This window comes from Propionivibrio dicarboxylicus, assembly GCF_900099695.1.
Lineage (GTDB): Bacteria > Pseudomonadota > Gammaproteobacteria > Burkholderiales > Rhodocyclaceae > Propionivibrio > Propionivibrio dicarboxylicus.
On sequence record NZ_FNCY01000003.1, the window covers coordinates 79,476 to 102,071 of the forward strand.

General features: G+C 57.9%; 17 protein-coding genes. 9 read left to right on the forward strand and 8 right to left on the reverse strand.

The window, feature by feature from the left end; all coding sequences use genetic code 11:
- Positions 1-161: 161 nt before the first annotated feature.
- Both BLR25_RS05435 and BLR25_RS05440 read left to right on the forward strand, forming a co-directional pair.
- Entirely contained in the window at positions 162-1,112 is a 951-nt protein-coding gene (locus BLR25_RS05435) for a YqaJ viral recombinase family nuclease (protein WP_245715478.1), read from the forward strand.
- 167 nt (positions 1,113-1,279) lie between these two features.
- Positions 1,280-1,840, forward strand: coding sequence for a recombination directionality factor (locus tag BLR25_RS05440; RefSeq protein ID WP_176785759.1), 561 nt, complete (start codon positions 1,280-1,282; stop codon positions 1,838-1,840).
- A 43-nt stretch (positions 1,841-1,883) separates the two neighbouring features.
- Here the strand turns inward: BLR25_RS05440 and BLR25_RS05445 are convergent, their stop codons facing one another.
- Positions 1,884-3,137, reverse strand: a complete 1,254-nt coding sequence (locus BLR25_RS05445; RefSeq protein ID WP_091934921.1) for an IS256 family transposase — start codon at positions 3,135-3,137, stop codon at positions 1,884-1,886.
- A 159-nt stretch (positions 3,138-3,296) separates the two neighbouring features.
- Between BLR25_RS05445 and BLR25_RS05450 the strand changes: the two genes are divergently transcribed.
- Positions 3,297-3,578, forward strand: a complete 282-nt coding sequence (locus tag BLR25_RS05450; RefSeq protein ID WP_091934924.1) for a hypothetical protein — start codon at positions 3,297-3,299, stop codon at positions 3,576-3,578.
- 355 nt (positions 3,579-3,933) lie between these two features.
- Here the strand turns inward: BLR25_RS05450 and BLR25_RS05455 are convergent, their stop codons facing one another.
- The 7 genes from BLR25_RS05455 to BLR25_RS05485 all read right to left on the reverse strand — a co-directional run bounded on the left by BLR25_RS05455 (position 3,934) and on the right by BLR25_RS05485 (position 10,523).
- On the reverse strand, positions 3,934-4,914 hold the full coding sequence (locus BLR25_RS05455) for a Bug family tripartite tricarboxylate transporter substrate binding protein (RefSeq protein WP_091934927.1): 981 nt from the start codon (positions 4,912-4,914) through the stop codon (positions 3,934-3,936).
- Between the two features lie 109 nt (positions 4,915-5,023).
- A complete protein-coding gene (locus BLR25_RS05460; protein WP_091934930.1) occupies positions 5,024-6,526 on the reverse strand; it encodes a tripartite tricarboxylate transporter permease in 1,503 nt (500 codons plus the stop codon).
- A gap of 12 nt (positions 6,527-6,538) precedes the next feature.
- Positions 6,539-6,994: a tripartite tricarboxylate transporter TctB family protein gene (locus BLR25_RS05465; RefSeq protein WP_091934933.1), complete on the reverse strand. Its 456-nt coding sequence runs from the start codon at positions 6,992-6,994 to the stop codon at positions 6,539-6,541.
- A gap of 169 nt (positions 6,995-7,163) precedes the next feature.
- Entirely contained in the window at positions 7,164-8,147 is a 984-nt protein-coding gene (locus tag BLR25_RS05470; RefSeq protein ID WP_091934936.1) for a Bug family tripartite tricarboxylate transporter substrate binding protein, read from the reverse strand.
- A gap of 69 nt (positions 8,148-8,216) precedes the next feature.
- Positions 8,217-9,191 (reverse strand): hydroxyacid dehydrogenase, encoded by a 975-nt coding sequence (locus BLR25_RS05475; protein ID WP_091934939.1) that lies wholly within the window; start codon positions 9,189-9,191, stop codon positions 8,217-8,219.
- A complete protein-coding gene (locus BLR25_RS05480) occupies positions 9,188-10,201 on the reverse strand; it encodes a dihydrodipicolinate synthase family protein (RefSeq protein WP_091934942.1) in 1,014 nt (337 codons plus the stop codon). Before BLR25_RS05480 ends, BLR25_RS05475 begins: the two co-directional genes overlap by 4 nt.
- Entirely contained in the window at positions 10,131-10,523 is a 393-nt protein-coding gene (locus tag BLR25_RS05485; protein ID WP_091934946.1) for a hypothetical protein, read from the reverse strand. Before BLR25_RS05485 ends, BLR25_RS05480 begins: the two co-directional genes overlap by 71 nt.
- A 231-nt stretch (positions 10,524-10,754) precedes the next feature.
- On the opposite strand from BLR25_RS05485, the gene BLR25_RS05490 reads away from it, so the two are divergent.
- From BLR25_RS05490 to BLR25_RS05525, 6 genes are all read left to right on the forward strand, one after another.
- Positions 10,755-12,674, forward strand: coding sequence for a sigma-54-dependent Fis family transcriptional regulator (locus tag BLR25_RS05490; RefSeq protein ID WP_091934949.1), 1,920 nt, complete (start codon positions 10,755-10,757; stop codon positions 12,672-12,674).
- A gap of 653 nt (positions 12,675-13,327) precedes the next feature.
- A complete protein-coding gene (gene hsdR, locus BLR25_RS05505) occupies positions 13,328-16,831 on the forward strand; it encodes a type I restriction-modification system endonuclease (RefSeq protein WP_091934955.1) in 3,504 nt (1,167 codons plus the stop codon).
- 42 nt (positions 16,832-16,873) lie between these two features.
- Entirely contained in the window at positions 16,874-18,334 is a 1,461-nt protein-coding gene (locus tag BLR25_RS05510) for a class I SAM-dependent DNA methyltransferase (protein ID WP_091934958.1), read from the forward strand.
- Between the two features lie 452 nt (positions 18,335-18,786).
- Positions 18,787-19,725, forward strand: coding sequence for a restriction endonuclease subunit S (locus tag BLR25_RS05515; protein ID WP_143009772.1), 939 nt, complete (start codon positions 18,787-18,789; stop codon positions 19,723-19,725).
- Entirely contained in the window at positions 19,722-21,398 is a 1,677-nt protein-coding gene (locus BLR25_RS05520) for an AAA family ATPase (protein ID WP_091934964.1), read from the forward strand. Before BLR25_RS05515 ends, BLR25_RS05520 begins: the two co-directional genes overlap by 4 nt.
- Positions 21,398-22,489, forward strand: a complete 1,092-nt coding sequence (locus tag BLR25_RS05525) for a hypothetical protein (protein ID WP_091934967.1) — start codon at positions 21,398-21,400, stop codon at positions 22,487-22,489. The genes BLR25_RS05520 and BLR25_RS05525 overlap by 1 nt, the downstream gene beginning before the upstream one ends.
- Positions 22,490-22,596 lie beyond the last annotated feature (107 nt).

Genomic DNA, 22,596 nt, shown 5'->3' on the forward strand with positions numbered 1-22,596 from the left:
ATCTGTTGCCGTCCTCATGTGCGCCCTGCCCGATCTACGGATCGCGCGGGGCGTTTCTTATCTGCATCCTGAAAGGAAGATCCATGCAACCGACGAGTCCGTCGCATTCTCAACCAGGGGGTATCCCCCCGTCCCCCGTGCGCGCTCGCCCAGCGTTGCGTTTGATCAAAACCAACGACCTTCCCCGTCAAGAATGGTTGGAAGTGCGCAAGCGGGGTATCGGCAGCTCTGATGCCGCGGCAGCGGTTGGCCTCAGTCCCTACAAATCCCAGCTTGAACTCTGGATGGAGAAAACCGGCCGCGACCAGGCCTTGCCGAAAATCGATCCGCATGACGAGGAAAGCCCGACTTATTGGGGCAATTTCCTCGAACCGATAGTTGCTGCGCACTACACGAAACGATCCGGCAATCGGGTTCGTAAGATCAATGCGGTGCTTCAGCATCCGGATCAGGATAAAGCCTGGATGCTGGCGAATATCGACCGTGAGGTCATCGGCGCCCCCGACGTCCAGATTCTGGAATGCAAGACCGCCGGGATCAATGGCGCCCGCCTATGGAAAGACGGCGTGCCGGAGTATGTTCAGGCCCAGGTACACCACCAATTGGCCGTTACCGGAAAACAGGCTGCGGATGTTGCCGTCTTGATTGGCGGCCAACATCTGGAGATCCACCGTATTGAACGCGATGAGCGCTTGATCCGGAATCTGATCGAACTGGAGCGCAAATTCTGGCAGTTGGTGGAAAGCGATACGCCACCGGATGCCGATGGTTCGGAATCGGCTGATCTGGCACTGCGCTGCCTGTATCCGGAGGACAACGGCGGAGAAATGGATTTCCGAGAGGACACCGCCCTATCCGCAGCCTTTTCCGATCTGGTGGCGGTACGTCAGCTGATTGCGGATCGTCAGGCATTAGAAGCCAAACTCAAGCAGCAACTCCAGGCGGCCATGGGTGAAAGCAGCCGCGCACTGTTTGAAACGGGTTCCGTCAGTTGGAAAAAGTCGAAGGATAGCTTGGGGCTGGATGTCACTCGGCTGCTGAAAGATCTGCCGGAATTACAGGCGCAGTACCCATTAACGCGCACGGGCAGCCGGCGATTTCTCATTTTGTGAGCATGCGCAAGACCGAAGCCATCGGCCTCAACGTATGTCAATTGCGGGGATTCTCGTCTGTCGTGAGCAATCGCCCCATGGTTTCCGCATAACCATTTTTCAGTGCACCACAAGCCGTTGTCCGGAGCGAATTCGGACAGCGGCTTTTTCTATTTCAGGAGTTCATCATGATTAAAGGGCTCGCCATTACGCCGCCGGTCATCGGGCGCATTTCGATTGGTAAGGTGGTTGAACGTAACGGCAAACGTCTTCCAGAGAAGGATGACTGCTTTACGCTGACGACGCAGGTGCAAACCAAGGACGGTTGGCTTTTGCATCCGCTGCATCAGAAATTGCTCGAAGCGTCCGCCACGGAAAAGCTCCGGGCCATTCCCGTCACGCTACTGTTTAACGCCAGCGAACTTAATCTTCGGGCCGAATACAGCCTGTTCGACAAATCGACAGGACGCCCAATGTGTGTTGGGAACGGTGAAACTGCCAAAGGAGTGACCTCCGAAGGGCTGAAGGAATATGCCTGCCCGTCTCCGGAGGCATGCGAGATGGGAAAAAAGGGAGGATGTAAGCCCTACGGTCGTTTGAATGTCCAGGTCGAAGGACAGGAGGACGAACTTGGGTGTTTTATCTTCAGGACGACCGGGTTTAATTCGATTCGGACATTGACGGCGCGCCTGGAGTTTTTCGAGGCGGTCAGTAGCGGCGCGAGGGAGTGTCAGAATTTCTGTGTGTGAGGCGGATGGAGACGTTCCGCAAAGGGGTTCGTCGGAGTTAATTCTAAGCGATACGCAGAGAGAATCGATCGTCATACATGATGGCGAACTGGTTCATGGCCGCTTTCCAGTCATGAGCAGCGCGGCCCCATTCGGCGGTAATGTTGCGCAGAGCCAGCCAGATCAGCTTGTTGGCCGCATCATCGCTCGGGAAGTGCCCGCGCGTTTTGATGATCTTACGCAGCCGGGCGTTGATGCTTTCTATGGCGTTGGTGGTGTAGATCACCCGGCGGATCGGCGGCGGGAACGCAAAGAACGGAATCACACGATCCCACGCTCGCCGCCAAGCCGCAGCTACGGTCGGGAATTTCTCGCCCCACGGCCCTTGCGCGAAGTGATCGAGTTCGGCCTGAGCCGCTTCGGCACTGGGTGCCGTGTAAATCGGCTTGATCGCCGCGGCCAGCGCCTTACGATCCTTCCAACTCGCGTAGTCCAGGCTGTTACGGATCAGGTGCACGATGCAGGTCTGCAACGTGGTCGCCGGGAACACCGCGGCGAGTGCTTCAGGCATACCTTTCAGACCGTCGGTGACGGCGATCAGGATGTCGGCGACACCGCGGGTCTTGAGATCGTTGAAGACCTTCATCCAGAACTTGGCGCCTTCGGTGTTCTCGATCCACAGTCCGAGAATGTCACGCCTGCCATCGGGCAGCACGCCCAGTGCCAGGTAGATCGCCTTGTTGCGAACGACAGCGTCCTCGCGAATCTTGACCCGCAGCGCGTCGAAGAACACCACCGGATACATCGGCTCCAGTGGCCGGGATTGCCAGGCGGTGACCTCGTCCATTACGGCATCGGTGACCGAACTGATGAACTCGGGCGATACCTCGGTACCGTATTGCTCGGCCAGGAAGCCCTGAATTTCGCGCACCGTCATGCCGCGCGCGTACATGGCGACGATCTTGTCGTCGAAACCGGTGAAGCGGCGTTCGTGCTTGGGAATCAGGAGCGGTTCGAAGCCCCCCTGTCGATCGCGCGGCACATCGATCCGCAGTGGGCCGTCTTCCGTCAATACGGTCTTGCTGCTGACGCCGTTGCGGTGGTTGCCGCTGCCTTCCGGCTTGCCGGCGCCGGGCGCATAACCCAGGTGATGGCTAAGCTCGGCGCTTAGCGCTCGCTCGATCAGCGCCTTCTTGAACGCCATCGACGCGGCATTCACTGCCTCCGCGGTCATCGGTCCATCGGCGATCTGGTCAATCAGCTCTTTCGGAATGGTGGGTAGCTCCACCGGCTTATTCTTGCTCGTCTTGCTTGGCATACATGCTCCTTGGCGACATGTTATGCCTCAAACACAAAATTTCTGACAGGCTCCGGCGCGACGCGTTATCTACCGTTGCAACTGAAGTTGCGGAGCAAATCAACGACGCAATCGCATCGGGCGCCGGTCTACTACGTCGATTTGTCCCTACGTGACGGGATGACGCTGAAAGAAGCGGTAGTTCAAGCACGGATGGCCGCAGCGCAGCACAAGGACTCCGGGGTGGATATCCGGGCACTGGAAGCCGCTGCTCGGTTGGCGCTTGCTAACGGTGCGTTCGAGGATAGCGAGGACGACACTCCCGACATCGTCGAAGAATTCTTCCCTACGTCAGAGCAACAGCCTATTACTGATGGAAAGCCTGCAACCCAGAGGCTAGGGCTGGCAGACAAACTGGCCGAGAAGGCGGAGCACGCTTCAAACAATATTCCGAATAGCTGAACATAGATACGCAAGCGAGAGATCTCGCCTGCGTATCCATGTCCGATCGGTCCATTTTTTTCGGAGTACAACTGAGCGCTGTCAGCCTTACCATCAAGCGAACCCACACATCAGCCCCTAATCTGCTCGCGGAGGCATATCAGAAGTTCTATGGCAGAACTCTGAATAAAACGGCCGTTCGTAACGACTTATCACGGTCAAGTCGTCGGCCACAGCCGACTTTCGGGTGTTATTCCTTTTCGGGCGGCAAAGCGACCCTAACCAGCCGATAAGCGACGACAGAACGTTTATGCGAACCACGTCTGCCTCCTCGCCGTGAGGTTAGTCCACCGGACATGTTGCTCCCAGGTGTTTCCTATTCGACAGTCAAATTAATGTCTTTGGCAACTTTTGCCCATTTGGCGGTTTCTTTTTGGATATAGCGGGCAAATTCCTCCGCGGCGCCGCCGACAGGGGTTAGGCTGGTGGAGATGAGTTTCTCCTTTACCGATAGTTCACTTTGAGCCTTGTTGAACGCCTCGTTGAGTCGTTTGATGACCTCTTTCGGAAGCCCGGCGGGAGCAGCTATTCCCTGCCAGCCAATGGTTTCGTAACCGGGCAGGTTAGCGGCCTCGATCACCGTCGGAAGATCGGGGTATTCAGCTGAGCGGGCAGCACCGCAGACGGCCAAAGCACGCAACTTCCCTGATTTGACATGCGGCATCAAACTTGCGAGATCGGCGATCGCCAGTTGGACATGGCCGGCCATGAGATCAATGACCATCGCCCCAACACCTTTATAGGGAACATGAAGCATATCCGTTCCCGTTTTTGATTTGAAAAGCTCGGCCGCCATATGTTGTCCGCTGCCATTGCCGGAAGATCCGTACATGAGTTTTCCCGGGTTGGCTTTCGCGTAAGCGATGAGTTCTTTGACGGATCGGGCTGGTACGGACGGGTTCACAACGAGGACGTAAGGCACCATCACGGTTTGTATGATCGGCGTCAAATCCTTGACCGGGTCGTAGGGCATGTTCTTATAGACCCCTGCATTCATTGCAAAAGTCGCAATATTCCCTGCAGCCAAGGTGTATCCGTCAGGTGCAGCTTTGGCAACTTGGTCGGTTCCAATCATGCCACCTGCGCCTGCCTTGTTCTCAATTACGATGGGCTGACCAAGCTGCTTCGCCAATTCCGGTTGCACCAATCGTGCGTAAATATCGACTCCTCCCCCCGGAGGAAATGGAACAACCAAACGGATCGGACGATCAGGGTAAGTAGCACCCAATGCAACCGAAAAATACAGGCTGGTAAACAGCAGCAAGAGGATCGAAAGAGTCTGAGAGCATCGACGCATAATAGGATCTCCTGAGGAGGATGGCGCAGTTTTGAAGAATCACTAACTTTGCTTGTCTTGTTTCGTATTCCGTAGTTCTGAGCCGATCGGTACCATCTGCCTTGTCAACTCACTCCTCCTGAAAGGCTTCCTGACGTTTTTGCTTGATCGACGGGAAGGCCATGACGGCGATGAGGATGGCAGTAGCGACCAGCAGCGACAACGAAATCGGATTGGTGAAGAAGGTGGCGTAGCTGCCCTGCGAGAGAATCAACGCGCGCCGGAAGTACTCCTCCATCATCGGCCCAAGAACGAAGCCGAGCAGCATCGGCGCTGCCTCGCAGCCGAGCTTGGAGAGCACGTAGCCAAATACCGAGAGGATGGCCGTGATGTAGATGTTGGCCACGTTGCTGTTCAGCGAATAGACGCCGATGCAGCAGAAGACCAGGATCGCCGGGTAGAGGAAACGGTAGGGGATCGTCAGCAGTTTCACCCAGACACCCAGCATCGGCAGATTGAGGATGACCAGCATCAGGTTGCCCACCCACATCGAGGCGATCAGCCCCCAGAACAGTTCTGGGTTGTTCTGCATGACCTGCGGCCCGGGCTGGATGTTGTGGATGGTCATCGCCCCGACCATCAGCGCCATCACCGCGTTGGACGGGATGCCCATGGTCAGGAGCGGGATGAACGAGGTCTGCGCCGCCGCGTTGTTGGCCGATTCCGGCCCGGCAACGCCTTCGATGGCGCCCTTGCCGAATTCGTCGGCATGGGCCGAGATCTTCTTCTCGAAGGTATAGGCGGCAAACGAGGAGAGGACGGCACCGCCGCCGGGCAGGATACCCAGAATGGAGCCCAGCGTCGTGCCGCGGAAAATCGCCGGCAGCATGCGCTTGAAGTCGGCCATTGATGGCCAGAGACCGGAGACCTTGTTGGTGAAGGTTTCGCGCTTGTCCTTGTGCGAGAGATTGGTGATGACTTCGGCGAAGCCGAACAGGCCCATGGCGACGCAGACGAAGTCGATGCCATCGAAAAGCGCCGGGATGCCGAAGGTGAAGCGCATCAGCCCGGAATTGACGTCGGTGCCGGCCAGGCCGAGCAGCAGGCCGAGCAGGATCATGCAGATGGCCTTGAGGATGGAGCCGGAGGACAGGATGATCGCGCCGACGAGGCCAAGCACCATCAGGGAGAAGTAGTCGGCCGGGCCGAAGTTGAAGGCCAGCTCCGCCAGTTGCGGGGCGAAGGCGGCCAGCACCAGAGTGGCAATACAGCCGGCGAAGAAGGAGCCGAAGCCGGCGGTAAACAGGGCGGTGCCGGCCTTGCCGCGGCGGGCCATCTGGTAGCCGTCGATGGCGGTGACCACTGAGGAGGATTCGCCGGGGAGGTTGACCAGGATGGCCGTCGTCGAGCCGCCGTACTGGGCACCGTAGAAGATGCCGGCGAGCATGATCAGGGCGGTGGTGGGATTGAGGCCGTAGGTGACCGGCAACAGCATGGCAATAGTCGCCACCGGGCCGATGCCGGGCAGGACGCCGATCAGGGTGCCGAGCAGGCAGCCGATGAAGGCGTAGAGGAGGTTCTGCAGCGAGAGTGCGGTGGCAAAGCCGAGCGAGAGGTTGGCAATCAGGTCCATGGTCGCGTTGCCTCAGGAGAATAGGGTCGGCCACGCCGGGAATTGCAGGTGCAATCCCTTGACGAAGACGAGATAGACGAGGGCGGCGAGGATGCCTGACGAACCCACCGCGCCTTTCCAGGTGAATTCGTGGCTGCCCATGGAGGACACGAAGACCAGAACGATAACCGAGAGGACGATGCCGAGGTATTGCAGCAGGAAGGCGAAGAGGACGACGGCGCCAACGATCCAGGCGGTCGATTTCCAGTCGAGCCGGCCGATTTCGGTGGCTTCGGCCTTGGCCGCCAGGGAACTGACGCAGAGCACCGCCCCTAGAACAGTGAGCAGGACGGCAATCCAGAACGGGAAGTAGCCCGCCCCGATGTCGTCGGTCGTGCCCAGCGAATAGCCCCGTGCCACCAGCGCGCAGAACACGCCAAACACCACAAAAAACACCCCAGACGCAAAATTCTGCTTGTTACGAATCACTACGCCCCCTCCCTCTATGACGAGAATTCCTGCTGCTCGAAATCGTGCTGAAGACAACTGTTCTTGGAACCAAGAACCGACAAACGACGGTGTTACGACAAACTCACCGGCTGTGTAACTAACTCCGCTGAATTTGTCGCCACCAGTCCCTTTCCAACGAGCAGATCAATTACTTGATCTGAAGATTCGCTTTCTCGATCACGTCTTTCCAGAGCACGAGTTCTTTGGAAATGTGCTCTTCGAACTCCTTGGGCGATTTATGTACGGCTTCGGCTCCCATGTCCGCGAATTTCTTGATCGTCTCGGGCTTGCTCATACAGACTTTGACCTCGTCGGAAATCTTTTTCATGATCTCCGGCGAAGTCCCGGCGGGAACGAGGAAACCATGCCAAGAACTGGACTCGAAGCCCGGCAGGAACTCCGACACGGCCGGCAGATTGGGATCGAAGGCAGCGCGCTTGGCCGATGCAGTCGCCAGCATGGTGAGTTTCCCTGATTGGGCGTGCGGCAGGATCAGCGGTACGTTGTCAAACACCAGACCGATCTGTCCGCCAATTAGGTCAGTAATCATGCGCGATGATCCCGGATATGGCACATGCGTCATTTTCGTGCCGGTCAATTGCTGGAACCATTCAGCTGCCAGATGCTGCGTGGTACCCACCCCCGCGGAGCCATAGGCCACCTTGCCCGGATTCTTCTTCAGGTAGTCAATCAGTTCCGGTACCGAATTGACCGGGATCTTGTTTTTGTTAATGACTAAGACGTTGGGTACGGTGTCGAACATCACTACCGGAATGATGTCTTTGAGCGGCTTGTAAGGCACCTGATCGGGCCTGAGCAGTGGGTTGATGACGATGGCGCCGGGGCCGGAAACCGCCAGCGTCAAGCCGTCTGGCTTGGCCCGCACGACCTGAGCAATGCCGTTGATACTGCCGGCGCCTGGAACGTTCTCAACGACGAACGGCTTGCCGAAGGCCTTTTGCAGATGGTCGCCAATGACGCGGGCAAAAATGTCAGCAACCCCTCCGGCGGCGAACGGCACCACGATTCGCACTGAGTCCGACGGGTACTTGCCGGCATCTTGCGCCATGCTTTGACCCGCGCACAGGATTGAACAGGCTGCCAATAACGAACTAGCGAACTTCAGTTTCATATTGATCCCTCACAGAACATCTTGCAGTGGATAGAGGCCCCCAAGTATCTTCGGGGGTCGGATTGAGTTCTATTTCTGCCAGCGCGGATGCGCATAGACTGCCGGGTTAGCCACATGCGGCCAGCGTTCCCCACGCAGGACGGCCAGTGTTCCTTCGGCCGTCAATTTCGACGTGCGAGAGGCTGACTCTTTGGTCAGGGCTGCCATGTGTGGGGTCGCGATGAAATTCGGCAAAGAGAAAAGTTTGCTATCGGGTTTCATCGGCTCGTCCTCCATTACGTCGACGGCAGCCCCGGCAAGGTGTCCCGTGCTAAGCGCCGTGTAAAGCGCTGCTTCGTCGATGATTTCCCCGCGAGCGCAATTGACCAGGAAAGCACCGGCCTTCATCGCCGCAAACTGGCGCTCGCCAAACATCTTTTCCGTTTCAGGCGTTGCCGGCATGTGCAGGGAAAGAATGTCGCAGGCACCGAGCAACCCGAAGAGATCGGCTTCGTACTGATACCCCAACCCTTCGGCAACGCTGGCTGGGACAAACGGGTCGTACACCGAAACCGCCAGCTCGTTGTTCTTGCAGATGCGCGCCGTTTCCTTGCCGATGTTGCCGAAGCCAACGATGCCGACCCGCTTGCCAGCCAATTCGATCGCCGCGTACTTGTTACGAATGCCGAAGTCGCCTGCTGCGGTCTTGAGGTGACTTTCCAGAACATTCTTGGTGATGGCATAGATCAGCGCCATCGCATGTTCGGCGACCGAGCGCAGGTTTGCGCCAGGGGCGATGACCACGGGGATGCCCAATTCGGTGGCCGCCGCCATGTCGACCGTATCGACACCCACGCCAGGACGCGAAATGACCCGAAGTTTGGGACATGCCTCCATCAAATCGCGACCGATGCGGCCGACGCGCAGGACGATGCCGTCAGCCTGCTTCACTTGTTCCAGGTTGTTTCTCAGGTCGGACGAGTTGGCAATGTCGGTGGTTGATTCCCGCTCCAGAACTTTCATACCGTCTTCGTAAAGGCGGTGTGACAGAAGGACGACGCTCATGCCTTGACCTCACGGAAGTTGGCGATGAGCTTCTTGATGTCCTCAATCTTGGCGTCGATGCGTTTTTCCTCGTCGGGTTGAATCGGCTCGGTAGGCTGAATGACGCGTTTGTCGAAGAAGCCGAGGCGGCTCAGCGCATATTTGGTCGATGCAGTCTGGCTCTTGGTGATCGGCCAGATCGTCGAAATCTCGGCGATGAGGTCATTGCAAGCCATCGTGTTGGCGATGTCGCCCTTGCGGCCGTATTCATACATCGCGATGTGCGGTTCAGGGAACAGCGGCGCCATCGACGGAATATAGCCGTCAGCGCCCAGCAGCATGCTTGCCGCCGCCAGATTCGTGGCCCCCTGATGGAGTACGAAATCGGTGCCCTTGAAGTGAGACAGGCACTTCTGGAATTCCGGAAACGAACCCGAGGTGTCCTTGTAGCCAACGACCTTGTCGATCTTGGCGATCTTGATGATGGTTGCGGCCGTGAGCGTTTGGCCGGTAAACGGTGGGATGTTGTAGATCAGCAGATCCGCGGCGGTGTTTCGGGAAATTTCTTCAAAGTGACGAACCGTCTCGTCCTGTGTGGCATGCCGTGCATAGAACACGGGAGTAATGACCGCAGCGGCATCGCCCATCTGCTCAAGCCGCTTGGTGTTCTCGATGACGCGCCGGGTGCTGCTGTCCATCACGCCCGCCATGACCGGAACGCGCCCGCCGGCTTCGTCGATGGCAATCTTGATGGCACGGTCACGCTCTTTCTGGGTTAGCGCCAGACATTCGCCGTTCGATCCAGCCACGAAAATGCCGTGAATTCCATTGTCGATGCAGTGGCTGATCAGTTTTCTGAAGCCCTTTTCGTCGACATTCTCGTGCTCGTCCACCGGGGTGACGATGGGAGGAATAACGCCAATATATTTCTTCGCCATGTTGTCTTCTTTCTGAATTGGTTTAGCGGGAGGATTCTCTGAGGATGTCTTCCGGGCGAATGTTGTCGACCTGCCCGTAAATGCACAGCGCATCGATGAAGCCGCCTGACGCGTATTCGAAGACGTGCCACTCCAATTCGTCGAAGTGGAGCACTGTGTCCTTCGCCAGCATCACCTTCTCGTTGAGGCAGTCCTTGGTTGGACCTTTGCGCACCCAACCGTCCTTCGCCTCAATGATGTAAACCGTCTCCTCGGCATGTTGATGCGGTTCCATTGGCCCGCTTTCGGGGGCATATCGACAGAAGGAGACCGTCATCTTCTTGCTCTCGGAGGCCGAGTTTTTGCCGATGGCACGTTGCAGTACGCGCCCGGGCAGGGGCTCTTGCTCAATGTTGTCTCTCAATAACACACGCATGTCGTCTTCCTTTCGCCTCGGTTAGCCAAATTGTCGATTGTTGAGGGTTGTAATAGCAGTTAGCGTGCCAAGTCTTTTTGCGCTGATTTTTAAAGAATTTTTTAATTTTGTGTTTTCTTGTGTAACTGCGTATTCATTACACGTGATACGTTAGTGTTTTCACGTGTATCGAGCGATAAGCGAGGTCTCAGTAAGAGATTTCGCGACTCCATTTATCGGACTTTCAGCGCCATGGCCAAAATTGCCCTCATCACATCGGACAGCGACCTGTTTGAGCAGGCTGGTCTTATCTGCCGGGAGCTGGGCCTAGAGCAAGAACTTGATCTCTATTTCACAACTTTGTCGGATGCCCCGCGCCAAGCTTTGCAGCTCCAACAGGCAGGCGTCGATGTCATCGTCGCGCGAGGCGGGTTGGCCATGTTGATACAGGCCGCGCTGACCAGGACACCGGTGGTAGAGGTAGTGATTACCGGGCAGGACTTGGCACGAATCTGCCTTGAAGCCAAAGCGATTACAGGACTGGAGCACCCCCGCGCCGCTTTCATCGCATTCGACAACATGGTGACCGAGGTGGATGTCATTGCCCAACTCGCCAACGTCGATGTGACCATCCATCGACTACAAAGTGATGAAGATATCCCGCCGATGGTCGATGAAGTGGCCACGCTCAATTACGACGTTATTTTCGGAGGCACACGAACGGTCAAAATCGCTAAAGAACGGGGACTCAAGGCCGTGCTGCTTCTTTCCGGGGCGCTGTCTGTCAGAAATGCGCTGCTAGAGGCAAAAAAGATCGCGCTCGGAAGGCAAATCGAAAAAGAAAGTGCGGAGAAATTCAAAGCGTTGATCGACTATTCGCTGGAAGCCATTGTTAGCATCGACAACGAGAAGAGAATCCTACTGATCAATCCAGCCGCGGCTCAATTGTTCAGTGGCTTTTGCGATGACTATGTGGGAACGCCCGTCGGAAACATCATCGACTTGCCGGCAATTGACGATTGCTTGGCGACCGGCAGAACTGTGCAGGGCGAAGTCCATAAGCTGGGCACGACATGGATCAGCCTCAACATCGCCCCGATTACTGTCGACCGTGGTGTAATCGGCGCTTTTTTGACGTTCCAAGAGGTCAGCCGCATTCAGGAAGCCGAAGCGTCAATTCGTACGGAAATGCTGGTCAAGAAATTTGCCGCCAAATACCGGACGCAGGACATTGTCGGGAAATCGCCGCAACTCATGGAAGCAAAAAGAATTGCCGGTGCCATTGCAACGACGGAGGCAAGCATCCTGATTCAGGGGGAGTCAGGGACGGGCAAGGAACTGTTCGCCCAAAGCATCCATAATCAGAGCTCCCGCCGAAACGGGCCGTTCGTCGCCATCAATTGCGCGGCACTTCCGCCAAATCTTCTCGAAAGCGAATTGTTCGGTTATGTCGAAGGGGCCTTTACCGGAGCTACCAAGAAGGGCAAGCCGGGGCTATTTGAGATGGCCCATCAGGGCACGTTGTTTCTCGATGAAATCTCGGAAATGGACAAATACGGCCAAAGCCGCCTTTTGCGGGTACTACAGGAACGGCAAATCATGCGCCTGGGCGGCGATAAGTACATCCCGATCGATGTGCGCGTCATTGCCGCCTCCAACCAGAATCTGATGGGCCTCGTCGAATCCGGGGTATTCCGGCAGGATCTCTACTATCGACTGAAGGTTCTAGTATTGAATCTGCCCCGCCTTAGTCAACGATCTGGCGATATTGAGCACCTTGCCAGGGAGTTCCTGTCGCGGTATCAAAAAACCTACCAGCGGACGATAGAGTTTTCCGACGATGCATATGACGAACTTGCCAGACATAACTGGCCGGGAAATGTTCGCGAACTGATGCATTTTGTGGAGCGTCTGGTGGTAACGGCAAATACGGCAAGCATTACCGGCCAGACGGTCACCAGATTTCTGGGCAACAGAGAATATGATCAGGCTGGGCAAGCCGTCTCCGCCGCCATTGTTCTGAATCAAGTTCCAGAACAGACAAGGGTGCTTTCGGCTCTTCAAGCGCATCACTACAACATCAAGGAAACTGCACGCGCTCTCGGCGTGTCACGCCCCACGCTCTACCGATGGATGCGGAAATACAACATTGTAATTACTAAAGCGTTATAGCGCCCCCTGACAAATCCTTTGCCGTGATTGATGACAGACTGATTGCGGAGCGGTTTGAGGACAGTCAGCTTTTCAGCTTTGACCGATCACTGCTCGGCCAGAGCAGCCTGTCAGCATGCGAGGTAGTAACGACCGGTTTACACAGAATTTCGGACATGCGTGGACTGGAGGCCAAATCCTTCCGCTCGTCGAGGAGTGTGAGCGCAAGCGAGGCTGATGGATTGATCGACATGCGTACGGCCGGCAAGCATGTTCAGTTGGCGCCCTAACACACCTTCGTGCGCCATGATTCTCTGCGCAGAGCGCGCCAATATTCCAAAGAGATGTTGGCTGGAAAAACGATTCCTGATACGCTTAGCAAAACGCTAGCGTTTTTCACACAGGAGCAGCTCGTGGCCGTCACGAAGACAGAGGTTGTTAGCGTTAGAGTCCCACCGGATGTGAAGGCTGCGCTGGTCGCCGCCGCCGAGCAGGAGCGGCGCAGCTTGGCATCTATGGTCGAGTTTATGGTGCTCGAGTACTGCAGATCGCGCGGCATTGGAGGTGAATGGGCGGCGGATGCCGCAAGCGCGCATAAGAGTGTTGTGAAAGGTTAAGTCCACCAAACACCGCAAGGCGAACGAGCTTGCAAGGACTTAAGGGGCAAGAGGTCAATGGCTAGAGACATCGCGCAAGGATTAAGCAATTTCGGATTTCTAACTGAGCACAGCCCGTTGCTCGCTGATCTTGGGGCAACCGCGGAGCGGCTCTATCCTTTCGATCCGGCCAGCTGCGTGCTCAAGCTGCGGTTGTTGGCCGAGTCGATCACGCAGGATGTGGCGTCCCGCGTAGGTGTGCGCCTGATCCAACCCACCCAGGCCGAGCTGCTGCGCGCAGTGGACCAGCGCTTGGGACTTGATCCGCAAGTGCGGCAGATGTTCCATTTGCTGCGTCAGAGGGGCAACGAGGCTGCACATCAGGTGGACCATCGCATCGGCTACCGCGAGGGTCTAGAGGCGCTGAAGGTTGCCCGTGAAATCGCGCTTTGGTTTCATCGAAGCTTCGGCAGCGACGCGGACTTCAAGCCCGGTCCCTTCATCCTGCCGGACGACCCCAGCCAGCGGCTGCTTACGCTGCAGCAGCAAGTGGCTGACCTCACGCAGAACCTGCAGAAGGCCCAGAGTGAACAGGCCGCCAAAGGCCAAATTGCAGAGTTGCTGGCCGCCCAGGCAGCACAGGAGCGCGTGCTAGCCGAGCGGGCCGCCGAAGAGCGCAGCGTCTACGAAAGTCTGGCCGAAGAGGCCAGCACCCGCTACGCCGCCCTTAAGGCCGAATTCGACGCCCACCTGCAAACCGCCAATGCTGCGCCGGACGTACCCACCTCGCTGGACATTCAGGCCTTTGCGCAGCGCACCACCCAGGCTGCACAAAAGGTGGCGATGGACGAAGCTTCCACCCGCCTGCTCATCGATCAGATGCTCAAGGACGCCGGCTGGGAGGCCGACACCCATGAACTCACCCATGCCAAAGGCGCACGGCCAGAACGCAACCGCAACCTGGCGATCGCCGAATGGCCCACTGCGGGAAAGCAGAGCGCCGACTACCTACTGTTCGCTGGTCTCACACCCATTGCTGCGGTCGAAGCCAAGCGCTTGAACGTCAATGTCGCAGGGAAGATCGGCCAGGCCGAGCGCTACGCCCGAGGCTTGCAAGTCGAGCCCGAGCACGAAGCCGCTTGGCTGGCTGAAGCCCGCCAAGGCCCATGGCCCGACGGCCAGGGTGGCGTGTTTCATCTGCCCTTTGCCTATTCGTGCAACGGCCGCCCGCTGGTTAAGCAGAGCCCGGAAGCCAGCGGCACTTGGTTCCGTGATCTGCGCCACCAGGGCAATCTGGCCAAGCCACTGCAAAGCTTCCACTCACCTGCCGGCTTGCTCGACCAGCTCCGCCGCAACAAGGCCGAGGCGGAGGCCAAGCTGCAACAGGAAGGCTTTGTCTACTTAGGTCTGCGCGATTACCAGCAAAAAGCAATTAGCGCGGTGGAAGCCGCGCTGGCCGTCGGCCAGACCAATTGCTTGCTGGCCATGGCCACCGGCACGGGCAAGACGCGCACTATCATCGGCCTCATCTACCGCCTGCTCAAGGCCGAGCGTTTTCGACGCATCTTGTTCCTAGTGGACCGCACGGCGCTGGGCGATCAGGCCATCGACGCCTTCAACGAAGCACCGCTGGAGCAAAGCCAACCCCTGTCCAAGATCTACAACATCGCCGAACTGGGCGACATGGCTGCCGAGGCTGAAACCCGCGTGCAGGTGGCCACGGTCCAGGCCATGGTCAAGCGTATCTTCGGCAGCGACAACCCGCTGCCGCTGGACGCCTTCGACTGCATCATCGTGGACGAAGCCCACCGCGGCTACACACTGGATCAGGATATGACCGAGGGCGAGCTCGCCCTGCGCGACCAGGCCCAGTACCTTTCCACCTACCGGCGTGTCCTGGACTACTTCGACGCCGTCAAAGTGGGGCTAACCGCCACGCCAGCACGCCATACCACCGACATTTTCGGCCGACCGGTCTACACCTACTCATACCGTGAGGCGGTGGCCGACGACTGGCTCATCGACCACGAGCCCCCCATTCGTTACCAGACCCTACTGAGCCAGCACGGCATTCACTTCGACAGCGGTCAACAGGTTGAGGCGATCAACCTAGGCACCGGCGAAATCGAAACTGCCGAGCTGGACGACGAACTGCACTTCGAGCTCGAAAGCTTCAACAAGCGCGTCATCAGCGAGCCGTTCAACCGTGTCATCTGTGAACAGCTCGCCCAAGAGCTGGACCCTATGGGCGAAGAGAAGACCATGATCTTCTGCGCCACCGACGCTCATGCCGACATGGTCAAACGGCTGCTGGGCGACGCCTTCAAGGCTGTGCACGGCGACCACTACAACCAGGCCGCGGTGGAAAAGATCACCGGCGCATCCGACAAGGTCGACCAGCTCATCCGTCGCTACAAGAACGAGCGCTTCCCAACCATCGCCATCACGGTGGACTTGCTGACCACCGGCATCGACGTGCCGCCCATCTGCCATCTTGTCTTCATGCGCCGGGTGCGCTCGCGTATTCTGTACGAACAGATGATCGGCCGCGCCACCAGACGTTGCGACGAGATCGGCAAGACCGTCTTTAAGATCTACGACCCGGTGGACCTGTACGCCTCACTTCAGGCCGTCAACACCATGCAGCCGTTGGTGAAGGATCCTAAGGTCACGCTGGAACAGTTGTTCGAAGAGCTGAACAACCCGGCCGCGCACGAGGCTACGGGCAGCACCCCCGGCCGCAGCCACGCGCACGATGTGCTTGATCAGCTCAACCAGAAGCTCATGCGCGTTCTGCGCGATGCCGCGCACAAGGCCGAGAAGAACCCGGCCCTGAAAGAAAAGTTGGATCAGTTAGAGCAGCAATGGGGCGTCCCGCCGCAGCAACTGCACCGCCACTTGCGCCAGCTCGGGCAGGAAGGTGCCCCCCAGGCCGCAGCCGATTTTCTGCGCCACAACACGCGCCTACTGTTGCAACTTGCCGAGGTCAAGCAGCTCCTGGGCACGGCCTACATGCCTGTCATCGCCACCCACACCGACGAGCTGCGGGAACGCAGCCAGAGCTGGGGTTCGTATGCCAAGCCCGAGGACTACCTCGACAGCTTCAGTCACTTTGTGCGCGCGCAAGTCAACCAGTCGGTCGCTATGGCCACGGTCGTCAACCGCCCCACGGACCTCACTCGCGAACAGCTCAAAGAGGTTCGCTTGTTGCTTGACGGCGCTGGCTACTCCGAAGCCAGCCTCAAGGCCGCTTGGCGCAACCATAGCAACCAGGACATCGCTGCTGGTGTTATCGCCTACATCCGACAAGCTGCGTTGGGCGAAGCGCTGCTGCCCTTCGACCAGCGGGTGGCCCAGGCGATGCTGAAGATCTACGCACTACACGCCTGGACACCGGTACAGCGCAAATGGCTTGACCGCCTGGCCAAACAGCTCACGCACGAACTGGTCATCGACCAAGCTTTCGTCAACAACGCCTTTGCCAACGACGGTGGTGCGAAGCAATTGGACAAACTGCTAGGCGGGCAGCTTGACAGTGTAATGGCGGCATTGGCTGTCGGTCTCTGGCCACGCGCCGCCTGACAATTCAGTGTTTGACACTCAACAAATTCACAAAACTCAAAAATGACCACCCAAGACATCGTCCAGAAGCTCTGGAATCTTTGTGATGTGCTGCGCGACGACGGCATCAACTACAGCGACTACGTCACCGAACTCGTGCTGCTGCTCTTCATCAAAATGGAGTACGAGAACACGGAGAGCGGCATCCTCCAGGCGCACAAGCTGCCGCCCTTTGCCCGCTGGCCAGAGCTGCGCGACAAAAGCGGCCTGAACCTGCTGCGCCACTACCGCGAAACCCTGCTTAAGCTCTCCGCCAGTGACGACCGGCTGATCGCCGCCATTTACGCCGACGCGCAGACCAGCCTGAAAGAGCCGCGCCATCTGGAACAGCTCGTCAAAAGTCTCGACAGCATCGACTGGTTCAGCGCCCGACAAGACGGCCTAGGTGACCTATACGAAGGCCTACTGGAAAAGAACGCCAGCGAGACCAAGAGCGGTGCCGGTCAGTACTTTACGCCCCGCCCGCTCATTGACACCATCGTCAAGGTCATCAAGCCCCAACCCGGCGAAACCGTGCAAGACCCGGCAGCGGGCACGGCTGGCTTCCTGATTGCTGCGGACCGATACATCAAGGACCAGACGGACGACCTTTACAACCTCACCGAGAAGCAGCGCAAGTTCCAGCGCAACGACGCTTTCCTGGGCATGGAGCTGGTACCTGGCACCCGCCGCCTGGCGCTGATGAACTGCCTGCTGCACGGCATGGAGGGGGACGACGAAGGCGTGGTGCACGTCGGCAACACCCTGGGCAGCGCGGGCAGCGGCTTGCCCCAAAGCCACGTCATCCTCAGCAACCCGCCCTTTGGCACCGCCAAGGGCGGTGGCGGCCCTACGCGCGACGACCTGACCTTTGCCACCAGCAACAAGCAGCTCGCCTTCCTGCAGCACATCGTGCGCCACCTCAAAGACGGTGGCCGTGCCGCCGTGGTGCTGCCCGACAACGTGCTGTTCGAGGCTGGCGTGGGCGCCGACATCCGCCGCGACCTGATGGACAAGTGCCGGCTGCACACCATCCTGCGCCTTCCCACCGGCATCTTCTACGCCCAGGGTGTCAAGACCAATGTGCTGTTTTTCGAGAAGGTCAGTCAGGCCGCCACTGGCAGCACGCAGGATGTCTGGGTGTACGACATGCGCGCCAACGCACCCAAGTTCGGCAAGCGCACCCCACTGACCGACGCTCACTTTGCCGACTTCATCGCCGCGTATGGCGACGAACCGAACGGCAAAGCCACACGGCAGGACCTGGGTGAACAGGGCCGCTTCCGCCGATTCAGCCGGGACTGGATCGCCGGCGAAAAAGGCAACGGCTTGGACATCGCCTGGCTAAAGGACGACAACGCCGAGGACGCAGCCGACCTGCCCGAGCCGGCGGAGCTGGCGCGCGAGGCGGTGGAAGAGCTGAACAGGGCTCTGGAGGAGTTGGATGCGATCTTGGCTGAGCTGGGTGAGGAGTCCGAACTATGAGCGCTCTACCCGAAAGCTGGACGGCAGCACCTATCCGTGCACTCATGCAGCCGCTGTCGGATGGGAAGCTCGTTCACCAAGGGTGGAGCCCCCAATGTGAGTCGGGGCCAGCTCGCTCAGATAGCGATTGGGGAGCTCTGAAAACAACGGCAATTCAGGATGGTGCTTACCTTCCTGAGCACAACAAGCGACTTCCAGACTCGCTTGACCCCAAGGAGCGATTGGAGGTTAAGCCCGGTGATCTCCTCATGACTTGTGCGGGGCCACGAGTTCGTTGCGGAGTCGCGTGCCTGGTACGGGAGACGCCTGCTAAGCGATTCATCTCGGGAAAGATGTACCGATTCCGAGCAAACGATCATTTGATTGATTCGCGACTTCTTGAGGCATTCTTGCGAACGCCGAAAACAAGAAATCAGATCGATGCCATGAAGACTGGAATCAGTGAAAGTGGCATGAACATCACGCACGAGCGCTTCTCGCAGCTCGTTGTTCCTCTGGCTCCGAGGTCCGAGCAGAAACGCATTGCCGATAAACTCGACACCGTCCTAACCCGCGTTGAGGCCGTCAACACCCGCCTGGCTCGCGTCGCCCCCATCCTCAAACGCTTCCGCCAGTCCGTCCTCGCTGCCGCCACATCGGGGCGTTTGACGGAGGATTGGCGCGAGGTCAATCCGAGCATATGTTCTTGGATAGATTGCCAGATCGGTGACCTGCTCCGAGAAAAGCCGCGGAACGGCTATTCGCCGAAGGCCGTCGATCACGAGACGCCCATTCGCTCACTGACACTCTCCGCGACGACGACAGGGCGCTTCCGCCCCGAATGCTTCAAGTTCGTTCCCGACAACATTCCGCCTGACTCTCATTTGTGGATCTCAAAAGGCGACGTATTGATCCAGCGAGCCAACTCCCTCGAGTACGTCGGGGTCAGCGCAGTGGTTGATGTCGAGCTTGGCGGCTACATCTACCCGGACCTAATGATGAAGTGCCGTGCCAATGAGCGGACTTCCCCGGCCTTCCTCCATTTGTTGCTCAGCTCAGCAGACATCAGAAAGTTTTTCCGCGAGCACGCGACTGGTACTGCAGGCAACATGCCGAAGATCAATCAGCAGACCGTCATCGCTGCACCTTGTCGACTGCCGACACGCAAAGAGCAAGGCGAAATCGTCCGGCGCGTCGAAACACTGTTCACCTTCGCTGATCGCCTAGAAGACCGCCTGCTAACCGCTCAGACCGCCACCGAACGCCTGACTCCGGCCCTGCTGGCCAAGGCCTTCCGCGGAGAACTGGTGCCACAAGACCCGAACGACGAACCGGCGAGTGAACTGCTGCGCCGACTGCAGCAGGAAGCACCGTCGACCAGTGCGAAGCGCGGGCGGAAGAGCGCGGCATGAAGCTGCTGTCGATTGAGCTGTTCGGGCAATACAAAGGCCTGAGGGATCAGGCCTTTGACTTCTCATCGGTGAGTGGAGACGTGGCCGTCCTCATCGGCGCCAACGGCTCAGGCAAGTCGCAGGTGATGGAACTCATCGCCGAGGCCTTTGCCTTCCTTGAGCGGCGGCAGCGACAGGATTTCCGGGTACGCGCGCCGCTGGGGTATGATTTTCGCGTTTCCTACGAGATGGCTTCGTCTCGCTACGAAGGCTTACGCCGGTTCACCGTGAACACGCGGGATGGTCTTCGAATTGCGGTGCACCAGTTGTCTGATCAGCCTCACGATGGTGTTGCACAGCTGGCTCAGGAGACATGGAGTGAGATCACGGCAGATGGCTCATTGGAGGAGTTGGCTCTACCGCGGGTCATTGGATACGCCTCCGGCATGTCCGAGAACCTTCAACGGGCCTTCATGCGCAATGCGCTTCAGTACTTTGACGTGATTCGTGTCAGGGCGAACCTGAAGAAGGAACTTGCTCAGTCCAATGTCGATGAAAGGGCGACGCTCGTCATCAATGAGCGCTATCTCAAGCGCAACCCGGGCATATTCGCTGCCGAAGGGGAGGATCCCGAATCGGGTCTTTTCAGGCTACGTGAGACCGACACGGCGATCCCCAAGAACCTCTTCCTTGACTATGACTGCGCAGCGCTGCTGATCGCGACACTCGGCATGCTTTCGCATACTGATCGTGACGAGGTGTGGAATGAGATCCCTTTCCGCCATCCAGCGCGCGTGGTGTTGAGGTACGACCTGCGTGGCCAAGCGACTGCTTCGGACAACGCCCGCGACATTAAGCGATTGATCGAATTGGCGGGGCCAAACAGTTGTAAAGCGATCTCCCGCGAGACCAGCGAGCCCGAGTATGAGTTGCTGGAGCTGGACTACTTGGCGGGTGATATCGAGATCAATTTTCAGGACCCGGAAGTAATCCAGCGCATGGCTGACAACTCGCGAGCGCCTGACCAGTGGTTCTCGGCGCTGTACAAGCTTCAACTTCTGGGCGTTGATGAATGGTCTGGGACGATGAAACGCGCACTGCGTCGCGACGACTTTCAAGGCCATGTAGAGAAGCCACTGAAAGGGAAACTCCCACTTTCTGTGCAGGAACTCTGGATGTCTGATGGCGAACGAAGTGTCGCGTTTGACGACTTGAGCGACGGAGAAGTACAGCTTCTGTTGACACTGGGCGCCGTGCGACTCTTCGGCGACGATGAGACGCTGTTCCTTTACGACGAGCCCGAAACGCACCTGAACCCAAGCTGGCGCACACGGTTCCACTTGGATTTTGAAAAGGCGAATGAGGCCAACGGAAAGGCCCAGGCCATGATCTCCTCGCACTCGCCCTTTCTGGTCTCTTCGCTGCTTCGCGAAGCGGTGTTCCATTTTAAGAAGGTCGACGGCGTGACCGACATGACGAATCCGCCAGGAGAAACATTTGGTGCATCGTTTGACGTGCTGATCAAAAAGCACTTCAACCTGCGTGCAACGATCTCCGAAACGGCTGTCCAGGAAATTCGCGAGCGGCTGGAAAACCCTCAACTTACAACCGAAAAAAAGTTGGAATGGCTTGAGGATTCCGTCGGCGAATCGATGGAGCGTTCGTATCTCATCAATAAGTTGAGAATTTCCTGATGCTGTTTGAGATCAGACCAAATCTTGAGCAGTCGAAGGTTTTTGACGGGCTTAACTTATTCCTTGTAGAAGCGATGCTGGCAGCGCTGGAAAGGCGGCCAGTGGATGAGGCCCACCTTCCGGCCGGCCTGTGTGCTGCGATTGCTGGAAATGAGCCGACTCGCACTGCGGTTGATGCCCTGTCGGCAAAGCTGTCGGCGCTTGATCAAGGGCAAAAACAAGCTCTTGGGGCTGCGTTGGCGGCGAGAACTGACCCCTGTGCTTTCCTGTCCGACCGGACAGTACCGCTGACAGCCATACCCGAAGCGGTCTTTCCCGCATTGAAGTCACTGGCTGTTCACCTCTTTCAGCGTACGGCGAAGCTCCAAGGTGTGGAGCAGGCATGTGGTGAATGCATTGACGACCACTACGCACGCTTTCGTCACGGTAACGCGCCAGGCAATGGCAATGTGTGCTGCGTTTGCGGGACGGAGTACCTTGCTCAGGTTCGGGCAGATGAAAACGACAACGAGCAGTGGCGCGGCCCGTACGACCACCTTCTGGCGAAAGATCTGTACCCGCTATACGGAGTCGATCCCAAGAACTTATTGCCCATCTGCAACACCTGCAATTCCAAGGCCAAGCTGGCGAAAGACTTAGTTTTCAAGGGTGGAATCCGTCGCCTCAGCTTTTCGCCCTGGACCGAGAGCGCATCGTTGCAAGAGATCGAGGTGGTCGTCAATGACGCGAACGATCTGTTTCCACGCGTGGTCGTGAACCTTCGGAGCGCTGATCCTGATCGACAAGAGAAGCTCGCGACCTGGGATGACGTCTACGAGATCAAGTCTCGCGTGGAGGGTGAGTTCAAGGAGTTGGGAGCAAAGTTGGCCGAGGATGCTCGCGCGGCTGACGATGCATCCTTTCTACAGAAACTCCGTGAGGTCGGGTTTGCCAAAGCCCAGGCACAAAGGCTGACGCCCTTCAACTACTGGCGTGCGCGTGTCTACGCGGCGGTGATTGGCATGAATCCGGGGAGCCGTGAGGCTTTGCGCCAGGCGACTACCCTGACGCCCCAAGCGATTCAGGACATGGAGGCACTGTTCTTCCAGTGAACAGCGGTCTCTGTGCAGAAAAGCAGCTCCCGATGAGTGCGCTGTTGACTATTAGGAAAGGGGCATGTCCAGATTCTTGTGTAAACCTGCCGCTCAAGAGCAACATG